The 21,953-nt window shown below is 45.2% G+C and carries 21 protein-coding genes; 10 read left to right on the top strand and 11 right to left on the bottom strand.

The features are described 5' to 3' along the window. Nucleotides 1-290: 290 nt before the first annotated feature. From trmB to thiS, 3 genes are read right to left on the bottom strand one after another with little or no spacing between them, the layout of a single operon-like run. Nucleotides 291-962 (bottom strand): tRNA (guanosine(46)-N7)-methyltransferase TrmB, encoded by a 672-nt coding sequence (trmB, locus tag KF839_RS03020; RefSeq protein WP_292916350.1) that lies wholly within the window; start codon nucleotides 960-962, stop codon nucleotides 291-293. A gap of 34 nt (nucleotides 963-996) precedes the next feature. After that, nucleotides 997-1,812: a thiazole synthase gene (locus tag KF839_RS03025; protein WP_292916351.1), complete on the bottom strand. Its 816-nt coding sequence runs from the start codon at nucleotides 1,810-1,812 to the stop codon at nucleotides 997-999. Between the two features lie 48 nt (nucleotides 1,813-1,860). Beyond that, a complete protein-coding gene (thiS, locus tag KF839_RS03030; RefSeq protein WP_292916352.1) occupies nucleotides 1,861-2,064 on the bottom strand; it encodes a sulfur carrier protein ThiS in 204 nt (67 codons plus the stop codon). Nucleotides 2,065-2,686: 622 nt separating this feature from the next. Between thiS and KF839_RS03035 the strand changes: the two genes are divergently transcribed. Together KF839_RS03035 and KF839_RS03040 are read left to right on the top strand one after the other, a co-directional pair. Next, nucleotides 2,687-3,880, top strand: coding sequence for a response regulator transcription factor (locus tag KF839_RS03035; RefSeq protein ID WP_292916353.1), 1,194 nt, complete (start codon nucleotides 2,687-2,689; stop codon nucleotides 3,878-3,880). A 181-nt stretch (nucleotides 3,881-4,061) separates the two neighbouring features. Then, entirely contained in the window at nucleotides 4,062-4,406 is a 345-nt protein-coding gene (locus KF839_RS03040; RefSeq protein ID WP_292916354.1) for an exosortase system-associated protein, TIGR04073 family, read from the top strand. Nucleotides 4,407-4,538: 132 nt separating this feature from the next. Here the strand turns inward: KF839_RS03040 and htpX are convergent, their stop codons facing one another. The 6 genes from htpX to argH all read right to left on the bottom strand — a co-directional run bounded on the left by htpX (nucleotide 4,539) and on the right by argH (nucleotide 11,359). Continuing rightward, nucleotides 4,539-5,420 carry a protease HtpX gene (gene htpX / locus KF839_RS03045; protein ID WP_292916355.1) on the bottom strand — a complete coding sequence of 294 codons (882 nt, stop codon included), beginning with the start codon at nucleotides 5,418-5,420 and terminating at the stop codon, nucleotides 4,539-4,541. 160 nt (nucleotides 5,421-5,580) lie between these two features. After that, nucleotides 5,581-5,916, bottom strand: coding sequence for a cell division protein FtsB (ftsB, locus tag KF839_RS03050; protein WP_292916356.1), 336 nt, complete (start codon nucleotides 5,914-5,916; stop codon nucleotides 5,581-5,583). Further along, nucleotides 5,913-7,196: a phosphopyruvate hydratase gene (gene eno, locus KF839_RS03055; protein WP_292916357.1), complete on the bottom strand. Its 1,284-nt coding sequence runs from the start codon at nucleotides 7,194-7,196 to the stop codon at nucleotides 5,913-5,915. Before eno ends, ftsB begins: the two co-directional genes overlap by 4 nt. 108 nt (nucleotides 7,197-7,304) lie before the next feature. Further along, complete coding sequence (locus KF839_RS03060; protein WP_292916358.1) at nucleotides 7,305-8,981, bottom strand: CTP synthase; 1,677 nt, start codon at nucleotides 8,979-8,981, stop codon at nucleotides 7,305-7,307. 94 nt (nucleotides 8,982-9,075) lie between these two features. Next, on the bottom strand, nucleotides 9,076-9,960 hold the full coding sequence (locus KF839_RS03065; RefSeq protein ID WP_292916359.1) for a fructosamine kinase family protein: 885 nt from the start codon (nucleotides 9,958-9,960) through the stop codon (nucleotides 9,076-9,078). Continuing rightward, complete coding sequence (gene argH / locus KF839_RS03070) at nucleotides 9,953-11,359, bottom strand: argininosuccinate lyase (protein ID WP_292916504.1); 1,407 nt, start codon at nucleotides 11,357-11,359, stop codon at nucleotides 9,953-9,955. The genes KF839_RS03065 and argH overlap by 8 nt, the downstream gene beginning before the upstream one ends. A 266-nt stretch (nucleotides 11,360-11,625) precedes the next feature. On the opposite strand from argH, the gene KF839_RS03075 reads away from it, so the two are divergent. Further along, complete coding sequence (locus KF839_RS03075; RefSeq protein WP_292916360.1) at nucleotides 11,626-12,237, top strand: hypothetical protein; 612 nt, start codon at nucleotides 11,626-11,628, stop codon at nucleotides 12,235-12,237. A 72-nt stretch (nucleotides 12,238-12,309) separates the two neighbouring features. Here KF839_RS03075 and murA read toward each other — a convergent pair whose 3' ends face one another. Then, nucleotides 12,310-13,563 carry a UDP-N-acetylglucosamine 1-carboxyvinyltransferase gene (murA, locus tag KF839_RS03080; RefSeq protein ID WP_292916361.1) on the bottom strand — a complete coding sequence of 418 codons (1,254 nt, stop codon included), beginning with the start codon at nucleotides 13,561-13,563 and terminating at the stop codon, nucleotides 12,310-12,312. A 151-nt stretch (nucleotides 13,564-13,714) separates the two neighbouring features. Between murA and KF839_RS03085 the strand changes: the two genes are divergently transcribed. The 3 genes from KF839_RS03085 to KF839_RS03095 are packed head-to-tail and all read left to right on the top strand — an operon-like array spanning nucleotide 13,715 to nucleotide 17,135. Beyond that, nucleotides 13,715-14,098 (top strand): RidA family protein, encoded by a 384-nt coding sequence (locus KF839_RS03085; protein WP_292916362.1) that lies wholly within the window; start codon nucleotides 13,715-13,717, stop codon nucleotides 14,096-14,098. A 17-nt stretch (nucleotides 14,099-14,115) separates the two neighbouring features. Next, nucleotides 14,116-16,179, top strand: coding sequence for an ATP-dependent DNA helicase RecG (gene recG, locus KF839_RS03090; protein WP_292916505.1), 2,064 nt, complete (start codon nucleotides 14,116-14,118; stop codon nucleotides 16,177-16,179). 23 nt (nucleotides 16,180-16,202) lie between these two features. Continuing rightward, nucleotides 16,203-17,135 carry a bestrophin family protein gene (locus KF839_RS03095; protein WP_292916363.1) on the top strand — a complete coding sequence of 311 codons (933 nt, stop codon included), beginning with the start codon at nucleotides 16,203-16,205 and terminating at the stop codon, nucleotides 17,133-17,135. 25 nt (nucleotides 17,136-17,160) lie between these two features. Here the strand turns inward: KF839_RS03095 and KF839_RS03100 are convergent, their stop codons facing one another. Further along, complete coding sequence (locus tag KF839_RS03100; RefSeq protein ID WP_292916364.1) at nucleotides 17,161-18,306, bottom strand: GGDEF domain-containing protein; 1,146 nt, start codon at nucleotides 18,304-18,306, stop codon at nucleotides 17,161-17,163. Between the two features lie 344 nt (nucleotides 18,307-18,650). Between KF839_RS03100 and KF839_RS03105 the strand changes: the two genes are divergently transcribed. From KF839_RS03105 to KF839_RS03120, 4 genes are read left to right on the top strand one after another with little or no spacing between them, the layout of a single operon-like run. Continuing rightward, nucleotides 18,651-19,193 carry a chorismate--pyruvate lyase family protein gene (locus KF839_RS03105; protein WP_292916365.1) on the top strand — a complete coding sequence of 181 codons (543 nt, stop codon included), beginning with the start codon at nucleotides 18,651-18,653 and terminating at the stop codon, nucleotides 19,191-19,193. Then, a complete protein-coding gene (gene ubiA, locus KF839_RS03110; RefSeq protein WP_292916366.1) occupies nucleotides 19,190-20,059 on the top strand; it encodes a 4-hydroxybenzoate octaprenyltransferase in 870 nt (289 codons plus the stop codon). The genes KF839_RS03105 and ubiA overlap by 4 nt, the downstream gene beginning before the upstream one ends. 9 nt (nucleotides 20,060-20,068) lie before the next feature. Further along, nucleotides 20,069-21,532 carry a 4-hydroxy-3-polyprenylbenzoate decarboxylase gene (gene ubiD / locus KF839_RS03115; RefSeq protein WP_292916367.1) on the top strand — a complete coding sequence of 488 codons (1,464 nt, stop codon included), beginning with the start codon at nucleotides 20,069-20,071 and terminating at the stop codon, nucleotides 21,530-21,532. A gap of 3 nt (nucleotides 21,533-21,535) precedes the next feature. Further along, nucleotides 21,536-21,880 carry a DMT family protein gene (locus KF839_RS03120; RefSeq protein ID WP_292916368.1) on the top strand — a complete coding sequence of 115 codons (345 nt, stop codon included), beginning with the start codon at nucleotides 21,536-21,538 and terminating at the stop codon, nucleotides 21,878-21,880. Nucleotides 21,881-21,953: the final 73 nt, after the last annotated feature.

The following is a 21,953-nucleotide window of genomic DNA, read 5'->3' on the forward strand; positions in this document are numbered from 1 at the left end:
GCGATTAATGGCGCGAAGTCTAATCAAAGTATGGACGGTGCGCTATAGTCGAAATGTACTGAAGATGCAGCTTAATGTACTAGGCAATAAACGGCAGTGAGAAAAATCACAGGGGCATCAGGATCGGAAATTAATTTTGATTTTGATCGAGATTTTGCAATGAATATGATTTGTGTCGAGTGAATTATTTTCGTGACGCAATTGCATTGCGGGAGCGATTCCCGCTTCAATGAAGCATGAGGAAATATGGAGTATTAATGAACGGTGGCGAATAGGAGGTTGGTGAGAGGTTATTTTTTCAGAAAAAACAGATCCCATACACCGTGTCCAACCTTTAATCCACGGTGCTCAAATTTGGTTATCGGTCGATAATCGGGACGTGGGGCGAAATCTCTGACGCTATTGCGAAGCTGCTGCTCTCGGCTGAATACTTGCAAGATTTGCATCGCATAATTTTCCCAATCCGTAGCGGCATGGATATAGCCGCCGGGTTTTAGATGTCTGCATAAGTGTGAGATAAATGCCGATTGAATTAATCGGCGTTTATGGTGACGGGCTTTCGGCCAGGGATCCGGAAAGAAAATGTGGATGCCGTCGAAACACTCAGCAGGCAACATGTGCTGCATTACCGCAACGGCATCGTATTGGATGATACGTAAATTTGCCAGTTCGTTTTGCTGAATCAGCTTGAGTAAGCTGCCAACGCCAGGCGTATGAACTTCGATGCCGAGATAGTCGATATCCGGATGCATTTTGGCGATACTTGCAGTGGCTTCACCCATACCAAAGCCAATTTCAAGAATTCTGGGTGCTTGACGACCAAATACTTGATCCAGATTCAATAGGTTTTCGCGATACGGAATGCCGTATTGTGGATATAAGCTTTCACAAGCGCGACGTTGTGCATCCGATAACCGGCCTTGCCGGAGTACAAAACTGCGAATTGATTGCTGCTGTTGCATGAAGCGATTAATCAATGATTACCGGGTATTCAGCTTAACTATTTGCCGATTTTTTAGTTAAAGCTTCAGTGCTGGTAATGACGCCATTGACGGGTGAGCTTGGGTTGGCGCTATAGAGTTTTTTTGCCATGCGTCCGGCCAGATAAGCTTCACGCCCGGATTCGACCGCCTTGCGCATTGCCGAAGCCATTAATACCGGGTTGCTGGATGTGGCGATGGCAGTATTCATTAAAACGCCATCGCAGCCGAGTTCCATTGCTATAGTGGCATCTGATGCCGTACCAACTCCGGCATCAACTAATACTGGAATGTTTGCATTTTCAATAATTATCTGCAGATTCCACGGATTCAAAATACCCATACCTGAACCAATAAGTGATGCTAATGGCATTACGGCGACACATCCTAATTCCTCCAATTGCTTAGCGACGATCGGATCATCGGAGGTATATACCATGACTTGAAATCCTTCCTTTATAAGGATTTTTGCAGCTTTAATAGTTTCCATCACGTTTGGGTATAACGTTTTCGGATCACCTAGCACTTCTAACTTTACGAGACTATGGCCGTTAAGCAATTCCCGTGCAAGGCGCAGTGTTCGAACGGCGTCATCAACGGTATAACAGCCGGCGGTATTCGGCAGTAACGTGTATTTTGACGGTGGCAATACGTCTAGTAGGTTAGGTTCATTGGCATTTTGCCCGATATTGGTGCGCCGGATTGCAATGGTTATTATTTCCGCACCGCTGGTTTTAACCGCCATCTGTGTTTCGTTGAAATCTTTATATTTACCTGTACCAATAAGTAAGCGGGATGTATAGGTTTTTCCGGCAATGACTAAGTTGTTCATAACGTGCTATTTTATTTTGTGTCTCAGCGTAAATTTGCAAAAACGATTTTAACCACCACCGACTGCGACCACGATTTCGATCTGATCGCCGTTTACTAATATTTCCTCTGAAAATCGACTGCGTGGCACGATTTCACCGTTGCGCTCAATAGCAATGCGTTTGCCCTGTAATGAAAGGTGATCGACTAATTGAGTGATATTGATCGGTGATTCAAATTGCTGCGGTTGTCCATTGATCGAGAGTTGTACCATGAGTGATAAAGCTGAGAGTAAAGTTATTGGTTAGCTGAGTGATTCACATCGGACAAGCCGGATTTTATCATGTGAGGGATCGGAGATTCGAATAATTTAACTAGAAGACTGTTCAGGTGAAGAATGATTGCTTTCAATGAAATATTGTAATGAATTTTTGCGGTAATGTGCGTTTTGTCATACATTCACCCTATATTTCTTGGTAGTATCAATATGAATGATTGGTTTAATTTATGAAAGGAAGCAATTGAGCCAGTGTGGCGATGCTTCTCTTTATTCTATTGATGATAAAGTGATATTGATGGATCTTTCGTCTGAGTGATTATTGGAAATTTGATAAAAAGATTTGAACAAAGGTATGCGAGTGAATTTTACTAAAGTTTTATACATTGACACCCGAAATAGAAGCTTGAAAAATATAAATTAACTGTGTGGTTAGGATTAAAGCCATTTTTATAATGATTAAGATTCAAATCAAAAACAGATTAATTGGATAAATACTAACGGAGCATGGTTCTTAATCGGGAGTATATATTATATTTTTCAATTGTTCATTGATTTGCACTCGAGTAATAGTGTGATTATTTTTTATAAAAAACTGTTTGTTTAAAGGTAAAGCTAGATGACCAACAAAACAGAACGAGTAGTTGCGAGAATCCCGCACAATGGTAGATTTGGTGAAACCAAGATATTAATCGTTGTTGAAAAATACATATCTGGTAAAACTTTACAAGATATGCTCGATGAATGGGAATATGACATCACAGGTATATGTACTTCAAGTCAAGAAGCTCTAGCGAGGGTGAAGAAAGATAAGCCCGATCTTATTTTGACGGATATGGAATTGAATGATTGTGATGGCATTTACTTAGCTCAACAATTGAATTTGCAAACTGATCATTCGAATCTTTGCATTTATTTCACTGCTTATGCGTCTGATTTAATAGTTCAGCGCACTATGACTATAGCAACTGCTTTAGGTCATAATATCAATAAAGCTATAGGAAATGATTATTCTGATTTTGAGTCTTGCTTCTGCCAGTATCATGGTATTGATAAAACAAAAAGCCTGATCGCCCAATTTTCTGCGCCACAAATCCGGGTTTTGTTAGTCGATGATCAGCAGATAGTACTCTGGGGATTGGAAAAACTCATTAATGGTGAGAAACCAAAGATGGAAGTTATCGGCGTTGCAACAAATATTGTTGACGCCAAGAAAATTGCAGTAGAAAGGCAACCTGACGTCGTTATACTCAATATTTTTCTGAACAATATTGACTGTGTGAGTCATATCCCAGAGTTTGCAAACAATGGAAATACTCGAGTTGTAATTTTTACTGAGACGCAAGACAAAGAAGTAATTGATAGAGCGGTACTTAGTGGTGCAAGAGGAATATTACACAGAAAAGAATCGATGCAAACAATACTTCGCGCCATTGAGAAAATTCATGAAGGTGAACTATGGTTAGATCGGATTACAACGGGTCGTATTTTGTTACAAAATTCGCGAATTCGAGGAAAAGTTTCATCCGACGCCAATAGTGAAAAAATAACTATGTTAACTCGCAAAGAATGCATGATTCTTAGAGCATTTTCTGATGGCACTGGTGGGGAGCAAAATAAGCAGATTGCAGCTAAATTGTGCATGAGTGAACATACATTACGTAATCATTTAACTTCTATTTTTAGTAAGCTCGGAATTAAGAATCGATTTAGTCTTTTTGCTTACGCAAAACAACATTACCACCAATTAGAATCAACCGTAGGAGAATCTTACAAAGGAAGTGGTAGTCTCAAGGCAGAAGCACAAAAGTAGCGCTTATATTTGTGTTTCTTAGATCAGAGTGGGAAATCTTCTATTTCTTTGTTTAATTCCTCTATAACAGGTTAAATTAAAATTGTCTGATCAAAAATGGCAAGGTAAACTTCCATTGATTTCTGCTATTAAATCATTCTAAACAGAAATTAAATTATAAAACTGTATAAAGGGGGTTTTCATGAGAGGCATTGTTAAATTATTTTGGGTGCTTTCAGTATTTTTCCTTTTCTCATCGCATGCGGTTGCACAAGAGAGTTATTTTAATAATTCAGGCGAGAGATTTGTTAGCGGAATTGCGAATGTAGCAACCGGGTGGACAGAGTTACCTAAGAATATCGTTTTAACGGGCCAGAGAGATGGGCCGGTATACGGAATTACAGTTGGTTTGGCGACCGGTCTTATGCATACCATTGGGCGGACACTGGTTGGAGGATTGGATGCTGCGACATTTTGGCTTCCATTGAAACCATCGGTGAATCCACCTTATGTCTGGGAAGATTTTTCTAGAGAAACTTCTTATTAATGAAAAACTGTGATAGCGGGAAATTTTGTTGTTGCTAGTCAGAGTTAGAGAAGAATAGCCAAAAATGACCTTCTGATTAATTTCACCAAGGTCATTTTTTATAGTAACTTGAGCTTCTATAGATTTGCATATTTAATGCTGGGCTTGTAGTGCTGCGATTCTTTCTTCTAATGGTGGGTGTGACATGAATAGTCTCATGAGGCCATTACTACCTCCTGCGATACCGAAAGCAGCCAACTGATCGGGTAAGGCTGCTTGTTCATGAACCGATTGAAGGCGTCGCAATGCCGCGATCATCTTATCTCTACCCGCCAGACTTGCACCACCCGCATCGGCGCGGAATTCCCGCTGGCGACTGAACCACATGACGATAATGCTGGCTAGGACACCAAGAACAATTTCAGCAATAATTGTGGTAATCCAAAATGCGGGACCATGACCTTCCTCATTTTTGAATACTGCGCGGTCGATGGTATGACCAACAATACGCGATAGGAATATGACAAAAGTATTTACTACGCCTTGAATAAGTGCCAATGTTACCATGTCGCCGTTTGCTATGTGACTGACCTCATGAGCCAGGACAGCTTCCGCTTCATCTTGGCTCATATTACTTAATAACCCAGTACTGACTGCAACCAGAGCATCATTTCGTGACATACCGGTGGCAAAAGCATTGACATCCGGTGCAGGGTAGACGGCCACTTCCGGCATGCCGATTCCGGCTATTTTCGCCTGACGTTGAACAGTACTAAGCAACCAGTGTTCTTGCGCATTTTTGGGGACCTCAATGACTTGCGCACCTGTAAAACGTTTGGCTGTCCACTTGGACATGGCGAGGGACATGAATGACCCACCAAAGCCGAAAACGGCAGCAAATATAAGCAGGGAATTGATATTTAATCCGGTTCCTTGTTCATCTAAAATTCTTTCGAAACCAAACAAACGCAATGTAATACTTAAAACAACAACAATTGCCAGGTTTGTTGCTAAAAAAAGAAGGATTCTTTTCATTTTTTACTCCTGTGTGTCGAAAAATGCACAATACGCAGATGAAACTGATATGTGATCAATCAATCATTTTTCAAACGTAATTATTATTTGAAATTGCCGAAACGAAGCTATTCGAAAAATATTCCCGATTAATAAACAACAATTCCTAAATTTAGGCGGTTTATCGGCTGAAGAGTTCAGAAGAAAGTGGCGGCGTCACGCTAGGTTGCGGAGATTTGGAATGACCGCTTTTGACAATGTGAAAAAGGATTTCGCCTTCCTTAACCATGCCTAAGTCGCTACGTGCACGTTCTTCGATGGCTTCCAATCCTTGCTTTAGATCATTGACTTCCGCTTCAAGCTTATTATTGCGGTCTTGCAGCGCTAAATTATTCGCGTGAGCTGCGACAACCTCCTGCTCGACTTGCATGACTTTTAGCCAGCTTGCTTTACCGAACCATAATGGATACTGTAATACAACAATCAGTAACAGCAATATGAAACTTAGCAGCTTCATTTGAGTTGATAAAATGCGCCCCGGCCTGCATATCTCGCACCATCTCCAAGCTCTTCTTCGATTCGCAATAATTGATTATATTTTGCGAGCCGGTCGGAACGGGATAAAGAGCCGGTTTTTATTTGTAAAGCATTGGTGGCTACAGCGATATCGGCAATCGTATTATCTTCGGTTTCTCCGGAGCGATGTGAAATAACTGCGGTATAACCGGCACATTTCGCCATCTCAATGGCGGCAAGCGTTTCGGTCAGTGTGCCAATTTGATTAACTTTAATGAGAATTGAATTGGCGATGCCGCGTTTAATACCTTCTTGAAGAATTTTTACATTGGTAACAAAAACATCATCGCCAACAAGCTGAATCGATTTGCCTAATTTATCAGTTAACAATTCCCAGCCATCCCAATCATGCTCGCTCATGCCATCTTCAATGGTGATGATCGGATACTTGTCGACCCAGGATGCGAGATAATCAGAAAATTGTGCCGAAGTCAGATGCAACCCATCGGATGCCAAGTGATACTTACCATCATGATAAAATTCCGAACTGGCACAATCGATCCCAATGGCAACTTCCTTACCGGGTTGATAGCCTGCTTGATCGATAGCTTGCACGATTAATTGTAATGCCGCTTCGTTGTTTTCCAAATTTGGCGCAAAACCGCCTTCATCGCCGACGGTCGTCGGCATGTTTTTACTGTTAATCAGTTTCTTCAACGTGCTGAAAACTTCCGCACCGCAACGGACCGCATCGCGGAAATTGGTAATTCCCAATGGAACAATCATAAATTCCTGCATGTTGATATTGTTATTGGCATGCGCGCCGCCGTTGATCAGATTCATCAATGGTACGGGCATCGACATCGAAGCAGCGCCACCTAAGTAACGATAAAGCGGCAAATTACAATCATCTGCAGCGGCCTTAGCTGCCGCTAACGATACCGCTAAAATCGCATTAGCGCCAAGTCTCGATTTGTTCTCGGTGCCATCGAGCCGGATGAGTTCGTGATCGATAAAGCTCTGATCGATCACGTCGAATCCCATTAAGGCTTCCGAAATTTCCGTATTTACGTTATTAACTGCCTTGAGTACACCTTTACCCGTATAGCGTTGCGGATCGTCGTCGCGTAATTCAACGGCTTCCCGGGTTCCAACCGATGCGCCGGAAGGGACGGATGCCCGGCCAATGATGCCGGATTCCAGCACGACGTCCGCTTCAATGGTTGGGTTGCCCCGTGAATCCAATATTTCGCGGGCGATAACTTCTACGATTGCACTCATGCTACATTTTTCCTGTTATTGGCTGTTATTAGTTGGTCAAGTAATTGCTTATAGTAATGGGTCGACCGATTGATCATTCTTTGGAATAAAACCTTTTTTCTAAATTAATTAGTTGTTGCGTACTACATGTATTTTTTCATCTTCGGTATGTTGATGTTGATTGGAATAGTTGATTGCTGCTTGTACATAAGATTTGAAGAGTGGATGGCCTAATCGTGGCGTAGAGGTGAATTCAGGGTGAAATTGGCAACCAAGAAACCAAGGATGTACGACTTCCGGCAATTCTATCATCTCACACAAATGTTCTTCTTTGGATAAACCGCTGATACATAAACCCGCCTTCTCCAATTTTGGAATATAAAAGCTATTGACTTCATACCGATGGCGATGACGTTCGATGATACAGTCCGCGCCATAGCTTTCCCATGCGAGAGAATTCTTTTTTAGTAAGCATTCTTGGCCGCCAAGCCGCATGCTGCCGCCGATATCGGAGTTTTCATCCCGGATTTCAACTTGACCGTCACGTGTGCGCCATTCGGTGATCAAACCGATGACCGGAAAAGGGGTCTCCGGGTTAAACTCGGTACTATGAGCGCCTTTCATGTCGGTTTCATTACGTGCGTATTCAACCACAGCAAGCTGCATTCCCAGGCAAATACCCAGATAGGGAATACGGTTGGTACGGGCGAAATGGATGGCCATGATTTTTCCTTCAACCCCGCGTTTGCCAAAGCCACCGGGAACCAGAATCGCATCCATCTTTTTCAAGCTGTCGACGCCTTCTTTCTCGATTGCTTCAGAGTCGATGTACACGATATTGATTCGGCTGTTGGTATGAATACCCGCATGAATCAATGCTTCAGACAGTGATTTGTAAGATTCGGTGAGGTCGACATATTTACCGACGATGGCGATCGTAATCGTGTGTTTGGGGTGTTCCAAGGCATAAATCAATTTTTTCCAAACGCTCAGATCAGCCGGTTTAGCCAGGATATTCAGTTTATGGCAAATAATTTCATCGAGCATTTGCTCGTGCAGTAAAGCAGGAATTTTATAGATACTGTCAACGTCGATCGCGGATATTACGGCTTCTTCCTGAACGTTGGTAAACAACGCAATCTTTCGCCGCTCTTCTTTGGGAACTTCCCGGTCGGAACGGCATAGTAAAACATCGGGTTGTATGCCGATTTCTCGTAATTCCTTAACGGAGTGCTGTGTCGGTTTTGTTTTCAATTCACCTGCTGAACCGATGTAAGGAAGAAGCGTGAGATGGATGAAGCAAGTGTCCGTGCGCGGATTTTGCACCGCCATTTGCCGGATTGCTTCCAAAAACGGAAGCGACTCGATATCGCCCACCGTGCCGCCGATCTCGATAATCGCAACTTGCGCATCGCCAACGCCCATTTGAATATATCGTTTGATCTCATCGGTGATATGCGGGATAACCTGCACGGTTCCACCCAGATAATCCCCTCGGCGTTCTTTGCGGATGACGCTTTCGTAAATCTGACCGGTCGTAAAGTTATTGTGCCGGGTCATGCGGGTGCTGATAAAGCGTTCGTAATGGCCTAAATCAAGATCGGTTTCGGCGCCGTCTTCCGTGACGAATACTTCGCCGTGCTGGAACGGACTCATCGTGCCGGGATCGACGTTGATGTACGGATCCAGTTTGAGCATTGTGACTTTGAGTCCGCGTGATTCGAGCAATGCAGCGAGGGACGCAGCAGCGATCCCTTTACCGAGAGAAGAGACGACACCGCCGGTCACAAAGACATATTTGGTCATGAGTGATTATCGTATCTTGAAGAGTTCATAGGAACAGTAGCAAAGCTTTGTATTTCGTATAAACCAGCAACGCAACGTGATCAATGTGTATTTATTAGCGAATTTCTGCAAGTAAACTACTCATCATTTGCTCAGCTTGATAGAGGTAACTACCGCCGAAAAGATTTAAATGATTGAGAATGTGGTATAGGTTGTACACTATTTTCCGGATATTATAACCGGAATCCAGAGGATAATTATAGCGGTAGGCAGAATAAAAATCGGATGCGAACCCACCAAACAATTCAGTCATGGCAATATCCGCTTCGCGATCGCCATAATAAACTGCGGGATCGAATACCACCGGGTTGCCGCGGTCGTCGTAGGCATAATTGCCGCTCCAAAGGTCACCATGCAATAGCGAAGCAACAGGTGGAGTTGTTGCAAAAAACTTATTCAAATCCATTAACAATTGTTCCCCGAGTTGTTGCAATTTTCCATGAAAGCCGTTTTGACGGGCTAAAGCCAACTGATAGCCTAAGCGGTGCTTTTTCCAGAATTCTATCCAATCCGCATAGGCCGTATTTATCTGCGGCGTGGTACCTAGCGTGTTGTTGCGGTACCAGCCAAACTGCGGGGAAGTGATACGATGCATGGCGGCAAGTTGCTGACCTAAGTCGGATCCTTTACCTTTCGTACTTTTGTTGAGATTGAGATATTCCAGTACCAACCATGTCAGCTGGTCATCCTGTCCGTAACAAATGGGTTGTGGTGCACGAATTGTATGCGATTGTCGGATTTCCTCGAGACCGGCGGATTCCGCGGCAAACATATTAAGATCATCGGCGGAATTAAGTTTGACAAAAAAACGCTGTGAACCGTCAGTTATGCAATATGTTTGATTGATGCAACCACCACCGATCGAGTCCGATTCTTTTACTATGAAAGGTTTGCCAATGACAGCGGAAATTTGTTCGCTGATGTTATGCCAGTTATGCACGTGAAAAAATATGATCGGTTGTTAACCACTTTTTGGCTTTTTGGATTGCTATCCGTACTTGATCAGGCGCGGTGCCGCCGGTATGATTGCGGCTATTCATGGATCCTTCCAGCGTCAATACGGTAAAGACATCGGATTCAATCTGTATCGAGAATTGCTGCAATTCATTCAACGCAAGCTTACTGAGATCGCAATCTTTTTGCTCTGTATACTGCACCGCTTGCGCGACGATTTCATGTGCATCGCGGAACGGAATACCTTTCTTGACCAGATAGTCTGCCAGATCGGTGGCGGTGGCATAACCGCGTAATGCCGATGCGCGCATTGTTTCCTGATTCACACGGACACCGCTCAGCATATCGGCGTAAATTCGCAGCGTATCGGTTAAGGTATCGACAGTATCAAAGAGCGGTTCTTTGTCCTCTTGATTGTCCTTATTATAAGCCAGCGGCTGCGCTTTCATCAGCGTTAATAATGCGATCAAATGACCATTGACCCGGCCGGTTTTGCCGCGTACCAATTCCGGCACATCCGGATTTCTTTTCTGTGGCATGATCGATGAACCGGTACAGAACCGGTCGGCCAGTTGTATAAAACCGAACGACGGATTCATCCATAAAATGAATTCTTCCGACATCCGCGACAAATGCGTCATGATCAATGCTGCACAAGCACTGAATTCGATCGCGAAATCACGGTCGGAGACGGCATCCAGTGAATTCTGGCAAATTCCTTCGAAATGAAGTAATTGTGCAACCCGTTCACGATTGATCGGGTAACTCGTGCCCGCCAAAGCAGCCGCTCCCAATGGCAACTGATTGACCCGTTTCCGGCAATCGATTAAACGTTCGGTGTCGCGCTTCAGCATTTCAAAATACGCCATCAAATGATGGCCAAAAGAGATCGGCTGGGCAACTTGCAAGTGGGTAAAACCGGGCATCACCGTGTGCAGATGTTGCTCTGCCAGATCGAGTAACGCCTGCTGCATGGCTTTTATTAATTGAATGATTTCATCGATCGCCGCGCGTAAAAACAAGCGGATATCGGTAGCGACTTGGTCGTTACGTGAACGGCCGGTATGCAATCGCTTGCCGGCATCGCCGACTAAAGCCGTCAATCGTTTTTCAATATTCAAATGAACATCTTCCTGCTCTAACAGCCAGGAGAATTGTTGATTCCGTATCTCTTCAAGAATTTGTTGCAAGCCGTGTTGTATGGCGCTGAAATCGTCGGTACTGATAATTCCTTGTTCTGAGAGCATTTGCGCGTGCGCCAACGATCCTTGGATATCATATTCAGCCAGCCGCTGATCAAAATTCACCGAGGCGGTATAGCGTTCCACCAGGGCGGATACCGGTTCGTTGAAACGCCCTGACCAAGTCTTTTTATTATCTTCCATATCTTTTTTATTGTTATTCATTGTCTTACTTGATCTCCGGTTCGCTGTGCCATGTGTGATGCGAGTCAATTTTGCATGAAAAACATGAATTCTAGAGCAATTATTGAGTAGGTTTGAGCTTTTTAAGCGTTTTGTATAATTTTGATGTATAAATAACAAATTGGGACGGGGCCGCGTATCTATTTGGCGTACGCTACTTTTCCTAACTTAAGGATTCATGGATAATCGAGCTTTATCCCTGCTACCTATAACACAAGGAGTTATCCATGACGGATTACAACAAACAAAACCCGAATCAATCGAAGGCCGAAACATTATTTTCGTTATTAAGCGCCAAATTTGAGTGGATGGCTAAAATTCCAACCATGCAGTTACCCGCTAAGCATGCGGCTATCCTGATCGGTATTATCGTTGTACTGCTGGTGTGGAAGTCGATCGCTGTCAGTAAAGTGGAATCGGATATGGTGAAGAGACTTGAAAATGAACGTGTGTTGATCACCCAGCAAGCACGGGAATACGCCGATCAGCAATATGTTAAAGAAGAAGAGCGATTTGGTCAGGTTCTGTCATGGGCGGTGCGCGGCGAGTTGATCCGTAACAATGTTGATCAAATCGATCAATATTTAAGTGAAATCGTAAAGATGAAAGATACTGAGCGGGTTGTACTGATAGGTGACGACGGGCAATTGCTGGTTTCGACGGATAAGCGCTTGGAAGAAACCAAAGGCGTTGAGATTTATCCTAAAGAAATTCTAAATCTGCAGAAGATCACGCTTCGTTCGGATGTCGAAGGTAAAAAGATTCTGGTAGTGCCAGTCATGGGGTTGAACAAAAAAATAGCGACGGTAGTGGTCAGCTATAAACAGCCGCGTTTTTAGGATGCAATAGCGTTTTTGAACAAGTTTCACACCCGGATGGAAGGCCTTTGTGAGAGCAAAGGCCTTTTCTTTTTATTGGGCGCGTTTAATTTGCGCACCAAGTGCGGTTAGCTTTCCTTCGATGTTTTCATAACCGCGATCCAAATGATAGATACGATCGATGATCGTTTCACCTTGGGCTACTAAACCAGCGATGACAAGACTCGCCGAGGCGCGCAAATCGGTTGCCATGACATGAGCGCCATCCAGTTGCGGGATACCGCTAATGATGGCCGCATTGCCTTCGACCTCGATATTGGCATTCATGCGTTTTAATTCCTGAACATGCATCAAGCGGTTTTCAAAAATGGTTTCGGTAATGATGGCGGTACCATCGGCAATACAATTCAGTGACATGAATTGTGCTTGCATATCGGTAGGGAATGCGGGGTAGGGCGCTGTGCGTATATTCACCGATTTCGGTTTTTTTTGCATGCTTAGATGAATCCAATCTTTACCCGAGTCGATGGCAGCGCCGGCTTCGGTCAGTTTGTCCAACACTGCATCCAACAAGTGCACATCGGTTTCTCTCAGGTAAATATCACCTTTTGTAGCGGTTGCAGCGACCAGGAAGGTTCCGGTTTCGATCCGATCCGGCATGACTGTATGTTCGGCGCCATGCAATGACGGAACGCCTTCGATGGTAATAATATCCGTTCCAGCTCCTTGAATGTTCGCGCCCATGGCGTTAAGGCAATTGGCGAGATCCATTATTTCCGGTTCCCGGGCGGCATTTTCCAGAATCGTGGTGCCAGTCGCTAAGGTGGCTGCCATCATCAGGTTCTCAGTCCCGGTTACCGTGACAATATCAAAAATAATGCGCGCACCATGTAACCTGCTTGCGACCGCATGAATGTAACCATGTTTGATCTGAATTTCCGCTCCCATTGCTTGCAGACCTTTGATATGCTGATCGACCGGACGCAAACCGATGGCGCATCCGCCCGGCAAGGAAATATTGGCTTCCCCCGCGCGGGCCAGCAAAGGACCAAGTACCAAAATTGCGGCACGCATGGTTTTAACCATTTCGTAAGGCGCAACCAGGTGTGTCAGTGTTGCGGCGGATAGTGAAACTTCCGAAGAATAAGGCGACGCGATGGTTGTTCCCATCTGCTGAAGCAATGACAGCATAGTCGTAATATCATGGAGCGCCGGTACATTCTTTACTGTGAGCGTTTCTTTTGTCAGGAGTGCCGCGCATAACACCGGTAATGCAGCGTTCTTTGCGCCTGAAATGGATATTTCACCTCGTAAGGGCGATCCGCCCTCGATAATTAGTTTCTGCATCGCTTGGAGATTGAATAAAAGCTCGAAAATTTTTGACTTGGTTGAAATGTACCCGAGTTCACTGCATCATAATAGCGTAGTTAGCGATCTAAGATTGCATCCAAGCGGCAACTATAACAAAAAAAATCGAATACATTCATCAGGAGAGAAAATGACGAAACAAATTATCCATACGAACGATGCGCCACAGGCGATAGGCACCTATTCGCAAGCAGTGCGAGTCAACGGAGGGGACACTGTTTATTTGTCGGGTCAGATCGGATTGAACCCGGTCAACATGCAAATGGCGGAGGGGATTGAAGCGCAGATTCAGCAGGTATTTTCCAACTTGAAAGCGGTGGCAAAAGCCAGCGGCGGTGATTTGAATGATATTGTGAAATTGAACATTTTTTTGACGGATCTGGATAATTTTGCATTAGTCAACGAAATTATGGCCAGTCATTTTTCGCAACCTTATCCAGCGCGTGCCGCTGTCGGAGTCAAAGCATTACCGCGTGGCGCATTGGTGGAAATGGATGCGGTGATGGTACTGTAAAACTCAGCGGAAATTTTATTGCATCGACTGTAGATGACGCGATGACCATCAGCCCCGGTGTGCAGGAAAAGTTATCGCGTTTAGGCATTCGTACTGAATGGGACTTGATTTTGCATTTGCCGATTCGATACGAAGATGAAACGCATTTGTTTCCAATTGGCGATGCGTCGGCTGGGCAGACTGTACAAGTTGAAGGTGTCATCATTCATAACGAGGTGGTGGTTCGTCCCAGGAGGCAACTGGTGTGTCAAGTCGAAGACAAAAGCGGCATCCTGGTAGTGCGTTATTTGAATTTTTACGCCAGTCAAATAAAGACTTATGCGATTGGGAAGCGCGTACGCCTGTTGGGCGAGATTCGCCATGGATATCAGGGGATGGAAATGATTCACCCCAAATGCCGTATCGTGTCGGTAAGCGAGCCTCTCGCGGATACCATGACACCGGTTTATTCTACGACAGCAGGGTTGTCGCAAAAGACTTTGATAAAACTTATCGGGCAAGCATTGCATAATGCCGAGCAAACGAATGTCTTGACTGAAACGGTGCCGGATACGATCGTCAAAAGATATCAACTGGCCAGTTTCAAAACGAGCGTATTCAATCTGCATCATCCTTCGCCGGAAGTATCAATCGGATCGTTACAAACACGGACGCATCCGGCATGGCGGCGCATTAAATTTGATGAATTGCTGGCGCAACAATTATCGATGCGTCTGCATTACCGGCAGCGACGCAGCCGTGGCGCACCGGTATTAGCGCGAAAGCATGAATATGCAGCAAGATTTCTTGAGCAATTGGCTTTTAAGCTGACACCGGCGCAAGTCAGAGTTTCCGAGGAAATCAGCCGCGATCTGGCCGCCCCGTATCCGATGCAACGTTTACTGCAAGGCGATGTCGGCAGCGGAAAAACGGTCGTGGCGGCGTTGGCTGCGCTACAAGCGATTGAGAATGGATTTCAAGCAGTGCTCATGGCGCCGACCGAAATTCTTGCTGAGCAGCACTTCCGCAAGCTATATGCATGGTTTGAACCATTGGGGGTACGAATCGCCTGGTTGTCGGGAAGTCAGAAAAAAAAGCAAAAGCAAATAACGCTGGAAGAGATTTCTACCGGCGTGGCGCAATTAGTCGTGGGGACTCATGCGTTATTTCAAGACTCTGTGATCTTTCAACAATTGGGATTGGCGATTATTGACGAGCAGCATCGGTTCGGTGTGCATCAGCGTCTGGCATTGCGGATGAAAGGTGCGCGATCCGACCAACTGCCGCACCAGTTGATGATGAGCGCGACGCCGATTCCCCGAACGCTGTCAATGAGTTATTTCGCCGACCTGGATGTCTCGATGATCGATCAGATGCTGCCCGGCCGATCACCCGTGATGACCAAGTTGGTTGCGGACAGCCGCCGTGACGAAGTCATCATGCGTATACGGCATGCTTGCATGCAGGGTAAGCAAGTATACTGGGTGTGTCCGTTGATTGAAGAATCAGAAGTTTTGCAGTTGCAAACAGCGGAGGCAACTCATGCGAATCTGACGGAAGTATTTCCGGATTTGACTGTCGGGTTGGTGCATGGGCGCTTGTCTCCGCAGGAAAAATCCGAGGTGATGGATTCGTTCAAGCAAGGTATCGTTCAATTGCTGGTAGCGACGACAGTGATCGAAGTTGGTGTGGATGTACCGAATGCGTCGTTGATGGTGATCGAAAATGCCGAACGTATGGGGTTATCGCAGTTACACCAATTACGTGGACGCGTAGGCCGCGGATCAGAGGCCAGTATCTGTATTTTGTTGTTTCAACAACCATTATCCGAGGTGGCTCGCAAACGGCTGCGCATCATTTTCGAGCAATCCGATGGTTTTGAAATTGCCCGGCAGGATTTGCAATTGCGTGGCCCCGGCGAGTTTCTCGGCGCCAGACAGAGCGGTGTGCCGATGCTGCGTTTTGCGGATCTCGAACAAGATAGCGATTTACTGACAGCTGCACAAGCTACTGCTAATGAAATGCTTGATCATTATCCGCAGCTGGCGCAGCGGCATATCGATCGTTGGTTAGGCGATAAAAACGAATATTTGCGAGCATAAAAGTTTAAGAGAAGGTGATGTAATTGATTGTAAAAGATAAAGTCTCTTGGGTGCGATTGCTGTTTCAGGTCCGGGGCAGCAGCTTAACGGAAACCTGGCCGCGGATTTTGTGTGTAACCATGGTTGCAATGATTGTGACTTATGTGGAGATGTATTACAGCATTCAGAAATATACCCTGACAACAATCCCATTTGCGTTAATCGGTGTGGCGATCGGTGTTTTTTTGGGCTTCCGCAATAATGCTTCCTACGATAAATTCTGGGAGGGGCGTAAACTTTGGGGGGCTTTGGTCAATACGACGCGCAGCTTGACGCGCCAGGCTTGCCATATGATCGATTCGCAGCAGGCTCATGAAGAGGTCAAACAATTTCGTGCTGTTTTTGTTAAACGTATCATCGCCTTTACACACTCGCTTCGCTGTCATTTGCGCAATGAGGACTCGGCGAAAGAGATAAAAAAATTTTTATCTGCGGATGATTTTTCCAGAACGATTGCATCAGCCCATCGTCCCTTGGCTATTTTGCAACAATTGAGTGGTGATCTGGCTGCGGCGCGGCAGCGCCAGTGGCTGGGTGAGTTTAATCATCCTTTTATGGAGGCGCAGCTCAATGAATTTTCGAATATTCTAGGTGCTTGCGAGCGCATTAAAAACACCCCGATTCCATTCAGTTATTCAGTATTAATTCACCGCATCGTTGCGGCGTATTGTTTGTTTTTACCGTTCGGTCTGGTTGAAACCACCGGCGTGTTGACGCCGATTGTGGTGCTGATGATTTCCTATGCGTTTTTTGAATTGGATGCGATCGGCGATGAAATCGAGAATCCTTTTGGGTTGCAACCGAATGATCTGCCGTTGACTGCGATTTCACGAAATATTGAAATTAATTTACTGGAACTGATTAATGATCCCGATCGTCCGGAAGCTTTGAAACCTGTGGATGATTTATTGATTTAATAGGTTGATTGCTGAAGATTGATGGCTAAGTGCTGCATATAACACGATTACGTCCCAGTTCCTTCGCTTTATACAAGCGGATATCCGCTACGGACATGAAACTATCAATCGTATCCGTCTTGCCGGGTATTTGTGTGACGCAACCGACCGACACGGTCAAATATTGTTGCGTGCTCGAGTGTTGAACAGGAATATTCAAATCTTCAATTTCTTTTCTGATAATCTCCGCAAATTCCACAGTGCCTTGGTGATTCAGGTTGGCTGCGAGGATGCAGAATTCTTCACCACCGAGACGAAAAGGAAAATCGCCGGGACGATGACAAATTTCTTTTAGCTTCTGACTCACTTGAATCAGCACCCGGTCGCCAGCGCTATGACCAAGATGATCGTTGACTTTCTTGAAGTGATCGATATCCAGCATGATCAAAGCCAGCGGAATTTTATCGCGTTTGGCTCTTTTCAATTCGCGGGTAAAAACATTATTAAAATGCCGCCGGTTGTGCAGATCGGTCAGTTGATCCGTTATCGCCAGCGCTTCCAACCTCAGATTGGCTTTAAGTAACTGTTTATTAGCTTTGTGTAGTTCCTTTTCAATCGCAAGCCGCTCATGGCTCTCGCGCATCAGTTTTAACGTTGTGGAAGATAGGCTGTCGTACATGCGCATGACAGTCTCAATCACGAGTCGGATTGAACCGCTCATTTTCTTGTCGGCTGCAATCTTTGCATCATCGAAAGACAAATCCTTATTACGATACTGTATAAAATATGCCATGCGTTTGTCGCTATCGAGAATATGGAATGCCAACCAGCGAATCAGGAATAGAATAATTCTTTCAATTACTTCAGTATGTGACTGAGTGCTCCCGTTTTCTTTAAGTTCAAGAACTTTAGGAAGAAAAGATGAATGACTGAGCTGATGGGAAGAAAGCCAGGAATCGTCGCCAAAATGTTCGGCCCAGATCACTTCTTCCGTTTCAAAATGAAATTCGGCGTATTGCGTCAGTTTAGTAAAAATGTCATTGATTTCTACCACATTACCGCGAACCAGCGTGTCAGCTAATTGATTAAGCAACAAGACAAGCCTTTTATGTTGCTCATCAATAATCGCGATTCCGGTATCAAGATTTTCATTCCAAGGAAAGACTTCCAATTTTTCCAGCGGATTATTCATTTAATGTATTGAAGAATTGATAAAAGTAGTGAAAAAGTAATTCAGTGTAAGCTCTATTTAATATTAGAGTTTTTACTGAATTAACGAGAATAAATATAACATGGTAACGAATAAGGGAAAGTATCTATGAGATAAATTAACAAATTCATGGTAAAAATTCCTACAATGCTTGGGCATTTTAAGTGATATCGGCAAATTTCTGGAATGATTCTGCATGACTAGGTTTGCTTTGCAATTCCTTTGCAAAGACTGTTGTATAATTGCAATCCGATTTTTTAGCGACTTCGTTTCCGCTTTCAGACCGTTCTTATCATGCGACATTTCGAAGTAATCGTTTTACCACGATGAATAAAGCGTATCCGTTGGCATGGCATGCGGCATTGACCTCGGTTTCACACTCTCAACGTATTTGGTTGCAAGATCGCGGCTCTTTGACACGCCGCATCCAAGAACGTTGTTCGCATTTTTTCGTACAACCGGTGTTTCAATCATTACGGAGAGTGTATGGCGATGAATTGGATATTTTGCAACTACGGCCTTGCGAATGGGCCATGGTGCGTGAAGTGTATCTTTATTGCGACCAGAAACCGGTGGTGTTCGCGCATTCGGTGGTGGCGCGTAAAAATTTACGCGGCGCTTGGCGCGGTTTAAGCGGTTTGGGTAATAAATCGCTCGGAACCGTTTTGTTTACAAATCCGAAAATAAAACGTACTCCCTTGGTGTATAAAAAAGTCAGTCGCGGTCATTTTCTGTACGATCGTGCTTGTCGCCGGTTGTCAACAAAACCGCCTCATTTATGGGCGCGGCGTTCGATGTTTACGCTGCATGGACAATCAATATTAGTGACGGAAGTATTTTTGCCGGATATTTTGGATTTACCGTTATGAGCATGGCAGATCGAATTCAAACCTATGCGCAACTGATGCGGTTGGATAAACCGATTGGTATCCTGCTGCTGTTATGGCCGATGCTCTGGGGGTTGTGGTTTGCTGCTCAGGGATTACCTGATGGGAAGGTTTTCGTTATTTTTGTACTCGGCGCGGTACTCATGCGATCTGCCGGGTGCGTAATCAATGATTTCGCTGATCGTGATTTTGATCCGCACGTCGAACGTACCCAGCACCGGCCGATGGCAGCGGGCCGGGTGAGTTCGAAAGAAGCCTTGTCGCTGGCGGGTGGATTGAGTCTGGTTGCATTTTTGCTGATCCTGCCGCTGAATCAATTGACGATTCTGTTATCGGTGCCGGCGCTTTTGTTGGCTGCTTCGTACCCGTTTACCAAGCGTTTTTTCGCGATGCCGCAGGCTTATTTAGGCGTTGCTTTCAGTTTCGGCATACCGATGGCGTTTGCCGCGCAAACCGATAGCTTGCCGCTCATTGTTTGGGTTCTGATGCTGGCTAATTTATTTTGGGTGATTGCGTACGATACCGCCTACGCCATGGTTGATAAACCGGATGACTTGAAAATCGGCATTAAAACTTCGGCAATTACTTTCGGTCAGTTTGACGTGTTAGGTGTGATGGTATGCCATAGCTGTTTTATCGCGATAATGGTGGCAATCGGATTGTTGCAATCGATGAATCTGCTCTATTACGCAAGTTTGGCGGTGGCGTCCGCTTTGATTGCCTATCAATATTCGTTGATTCGCAACCGCGACCGGGCGTTGTGCTTCAAAGCTTTTCTGCACAATAACTGGGTCGGTATGGTGATATTTGTCGGTATTGCGCTTGATTTTCAGGTTTTTCCGCGCTAAGGATTTCTAATGCAATATAAAGATCTGCGTGACTTTTTAGCACAATTGGAGGCGATGGGTGAGCTGAAACGTATTGCAGCGGTAGTCGATCCTGTTTTGGAAATGACCGAAGTTTGCGATCGTATCCTTAAAGCACAAGGGCCGGCGTTGTTATTTGAACATCCTAAAGGGCATACCATACCGGTATTAGGTAATTTGTTCGGCACACCCAAGCGAGTGGCTTTGGGCATGGGGCAGGAATCGGTCGCAGCGTTGCGTGATGTCGGGAAATTACTGGCGTACTTGAAAGAACCCGATCCGCCGAAAGGACTCAAGGATGCTTGGGAAAAACTGCCGATACTGAAACAAGTGTTGAATATGGCCCCAAAAGAATTGGGCAGTGCACCTTGTCAGGAGATTGTATGGGAGGGCGGTGAAGTTGATTTGAGCAGATTGCCGATTCAAACTTGTTGGCCGGGTGATATCGCACCGCTGATCACGTGGGGTTTGACGGTTACCAGGGGACCGAATAAAACCCGTCAGAATTTGGGTATTTACCGCCAGCAAGTAATTGGTCCCAATAAGGTCATCATGCGCTGGTTGGCACACCGCGGCGGAGCGTTGGATTTTCGTGAATTTTGTTTATTGAATCCAGGTAAACCGTATCCTCTGGCGGTTGCGTTGGGAGCTGATCCGGCGACAATTCTGGGAGCGGTGACGCCGGTACCCGATAGCTTGAGCGAATATCAATTCGCTGGTTTGCTGCGTGGCGCAAAAACTGAGGTGGTGAAATGCATCGGTAACGATTTGCAAGTCCCCGCCAGCGCCGAAATTGTGCTCGAAGGCGCGATCCATCCCGGAGATACCGCATTGGAAGGGCCTTATGGCGATCACACCGGTTATTACAACGAGCAGGAATCCTTTCCGGTATTTACCATCGATCGGATAACGATGCGGCATAACCCGATTTACCATTCCACCTATACCGGTAAGCCGCCGGATGAACCGGCGATTCTGGGTGTGGCGTTGAACGAGGTGTTTGTGCCGTTGCTGCAAAAACAATTTCCTGAAATTACCGATTTTTACCTGCCGCCGGAAGGCTGCTCGTATCGTATGGCGGTGGTCAGTATGAAAAAACAATATGCCGGGCATAGCAAACGCGTGATGTTTGGTATCTGGAGTTTTTTGCGCCAGTTTATGTACACCAAATTCATCATCGTGACCGACGATGACATTGATGTACGTGATTGGAAGGAAGTGATTTGGGCGATTACCACGCGAGTCGATCCGGTTCGCGATACCTTGCTGGTGGAAAATACGCCGATCGATTATCTCGATTTCGCCAGTCCGATTTCCGGACTGGGCGGTAAGATGGGATTGGATGCGACGAATAAGTTTCCAGGAGAAACCAACCGGGAGTGGGGTACGCCGATCGTGATGGATGAGGCGGTTAAAAAACGAGTCGACGCGATTTGGCAGGATTTGAAAATATAAAAAATGCGTGAAATCTGGCAGACCATTCTGTTGTTGATCATGAGTAACGTGTTCATGACATTTGCTTGGTATGCGCATTTAAAGGAATTAAATCACAAGCCTTGGATAATCGCCGCTCTGATCAGTTGGAGTATCGCGTTTTTTGAGTATCTGCTGCAGGTTCCCGCTAACCGCATCGGTTTTACCGTTCTATCCGTCGCACAGCTTAAAATACTGCAGGAAGTGATTACACTGACGGTGTTTGTGCCTTTTGCACTGTTGTATTTAAAGGAACCGTTGAAATTGGATTATTTATGGGCTGCATTATGTATGGTTGGTGCGGTTTATTTTATGTTTCGCGCACGATAAAACCCTGGGAACGAATAATTTATTTGAATAAAAAGACCGTTTTTTGATGGATGGGGGACTGGAATAAATAGTA

This window comes from Nitrosomonas sp. (assembly GCF_019635155.1).
Lineage (GTDB): Bacteria > Pseudomonadota > Gammaproteobacteria > Burkholderiales > Nitrosomonadaceae > Nitrosomonas.

Coding starts and splice junctions, on each gene's coding strand:
- trmB (WP_292916350.1), bottom strand. CDS start 962: ATGCAACAGCAGCAATCAATTCGCAGTTTTGTACTCCGGCAAGGCCGG.
- KF839_RS03025 (WP_292916351.1), bottom strand. CDS start 1,812: ATGAACAACTTAGTCATTGCCGGAAAAACCTATACATCCCGCTTACTT.
- thiS (WP_292916352.1), bottom strand. CDS start 2,064: ATGGTACAACTCTCGATCAATGGACAACCGCAGCAATTTGAATCACCG.
- KF839_RS03035 (WP_292916353.1), top strand. CDS start 2,687: ATGACCAACAAAACAGAACGAGTAGTTGCGAGAATCCCGCACAATGGT.
- KF839_RS03040 (WP_292916354.1), top strand. CDS start 4,062: ATGAGAGGCATTGTTAAATTATTTTGGGTGCTTTCAGTATTTTTCCTT.
- htpX (WP_292916355.1), bottom strand. CDS start 5,420: ATGAAAAGAATCCTTCTTTTTTTAGCAACAAACCTGGCAATTGTTGTT.
- ftsB (WP_292916356.1), bottom strand. CDS start 5,916: ATGAAGCTGCTAAGTTTCATATTGCTGTTACTGATTGTTGTATTACAG.
- eno (WP_292916357.1), bottom strand. CDS start 7,196: ATGAGTGCAATCGTAGAAGTTATCGCCCGCGAAATATTGGATTCACGG.
- KF839_RS03060 (WP_292916358.1), bottom strand. CDS start 8,981: ATGACCAAATATGTCTTTGTGACCGGCGGTGTCGTCTCTTCTCTCGGT.
- argH (WP_292916504.1), bottom strand. CDS start 11,359: ATGGAAGATAATAAAAAGACTTGGTCAGGGCGTTTCAACGAACCGGTA.
- KF839_RS03075 (WP_292916360.1), top strand. CDS start 11,626: ATGACGGATTACAACAAACAAAACCCGAATCAATCGAAGGCCGAAACA.
- murA (WP_292916361.1), bottom strand. CDS start 13,563: ATGCAGAAACTAATTATCGAGGGCGGATCGCCCTTACGAGGTGAAATA.
- KF839_RS03085 (WP_292916362.1), top strand. CDS start 13,715: ATGACGAAACAAATTATCCATACGAACGATGCGCCACAGGCGATAGGC.
- KF839_RS03100 (WP_292916364.1), bottom strand. CDS start 18,306: ATGAATAATCCGCTGGAAAAATTGGAAGTCTTTCCTTGGAATGAAAAT.
- KF839_RS03105 (WP_292916365.1), top strand. CDS start 18,651: ATGAATAAAGCGTATCCGTTGGCATGGCATGCGGCATTGACCTCGGTT.
- ubiA (WP_292916366.1), top strand. CDS start 19,190: ATGAGCATGGCAGATCGAATTCAAACCTATGCGCAACTGATGCGGTTG.
- ubiD (WP_292916367.1), top strand. CDS start 20,069: ATGCAATATAAAGATCTGCGTGACTTTTTAGCACAATTGGAGGCGATG.
- KF839_RS03120 (WP_292916368.1), top strand. CDS start 21,536: ATGCGTGAAATCTGGCAGACCATTCTGTTGTTGATCATGAGTAACGTG.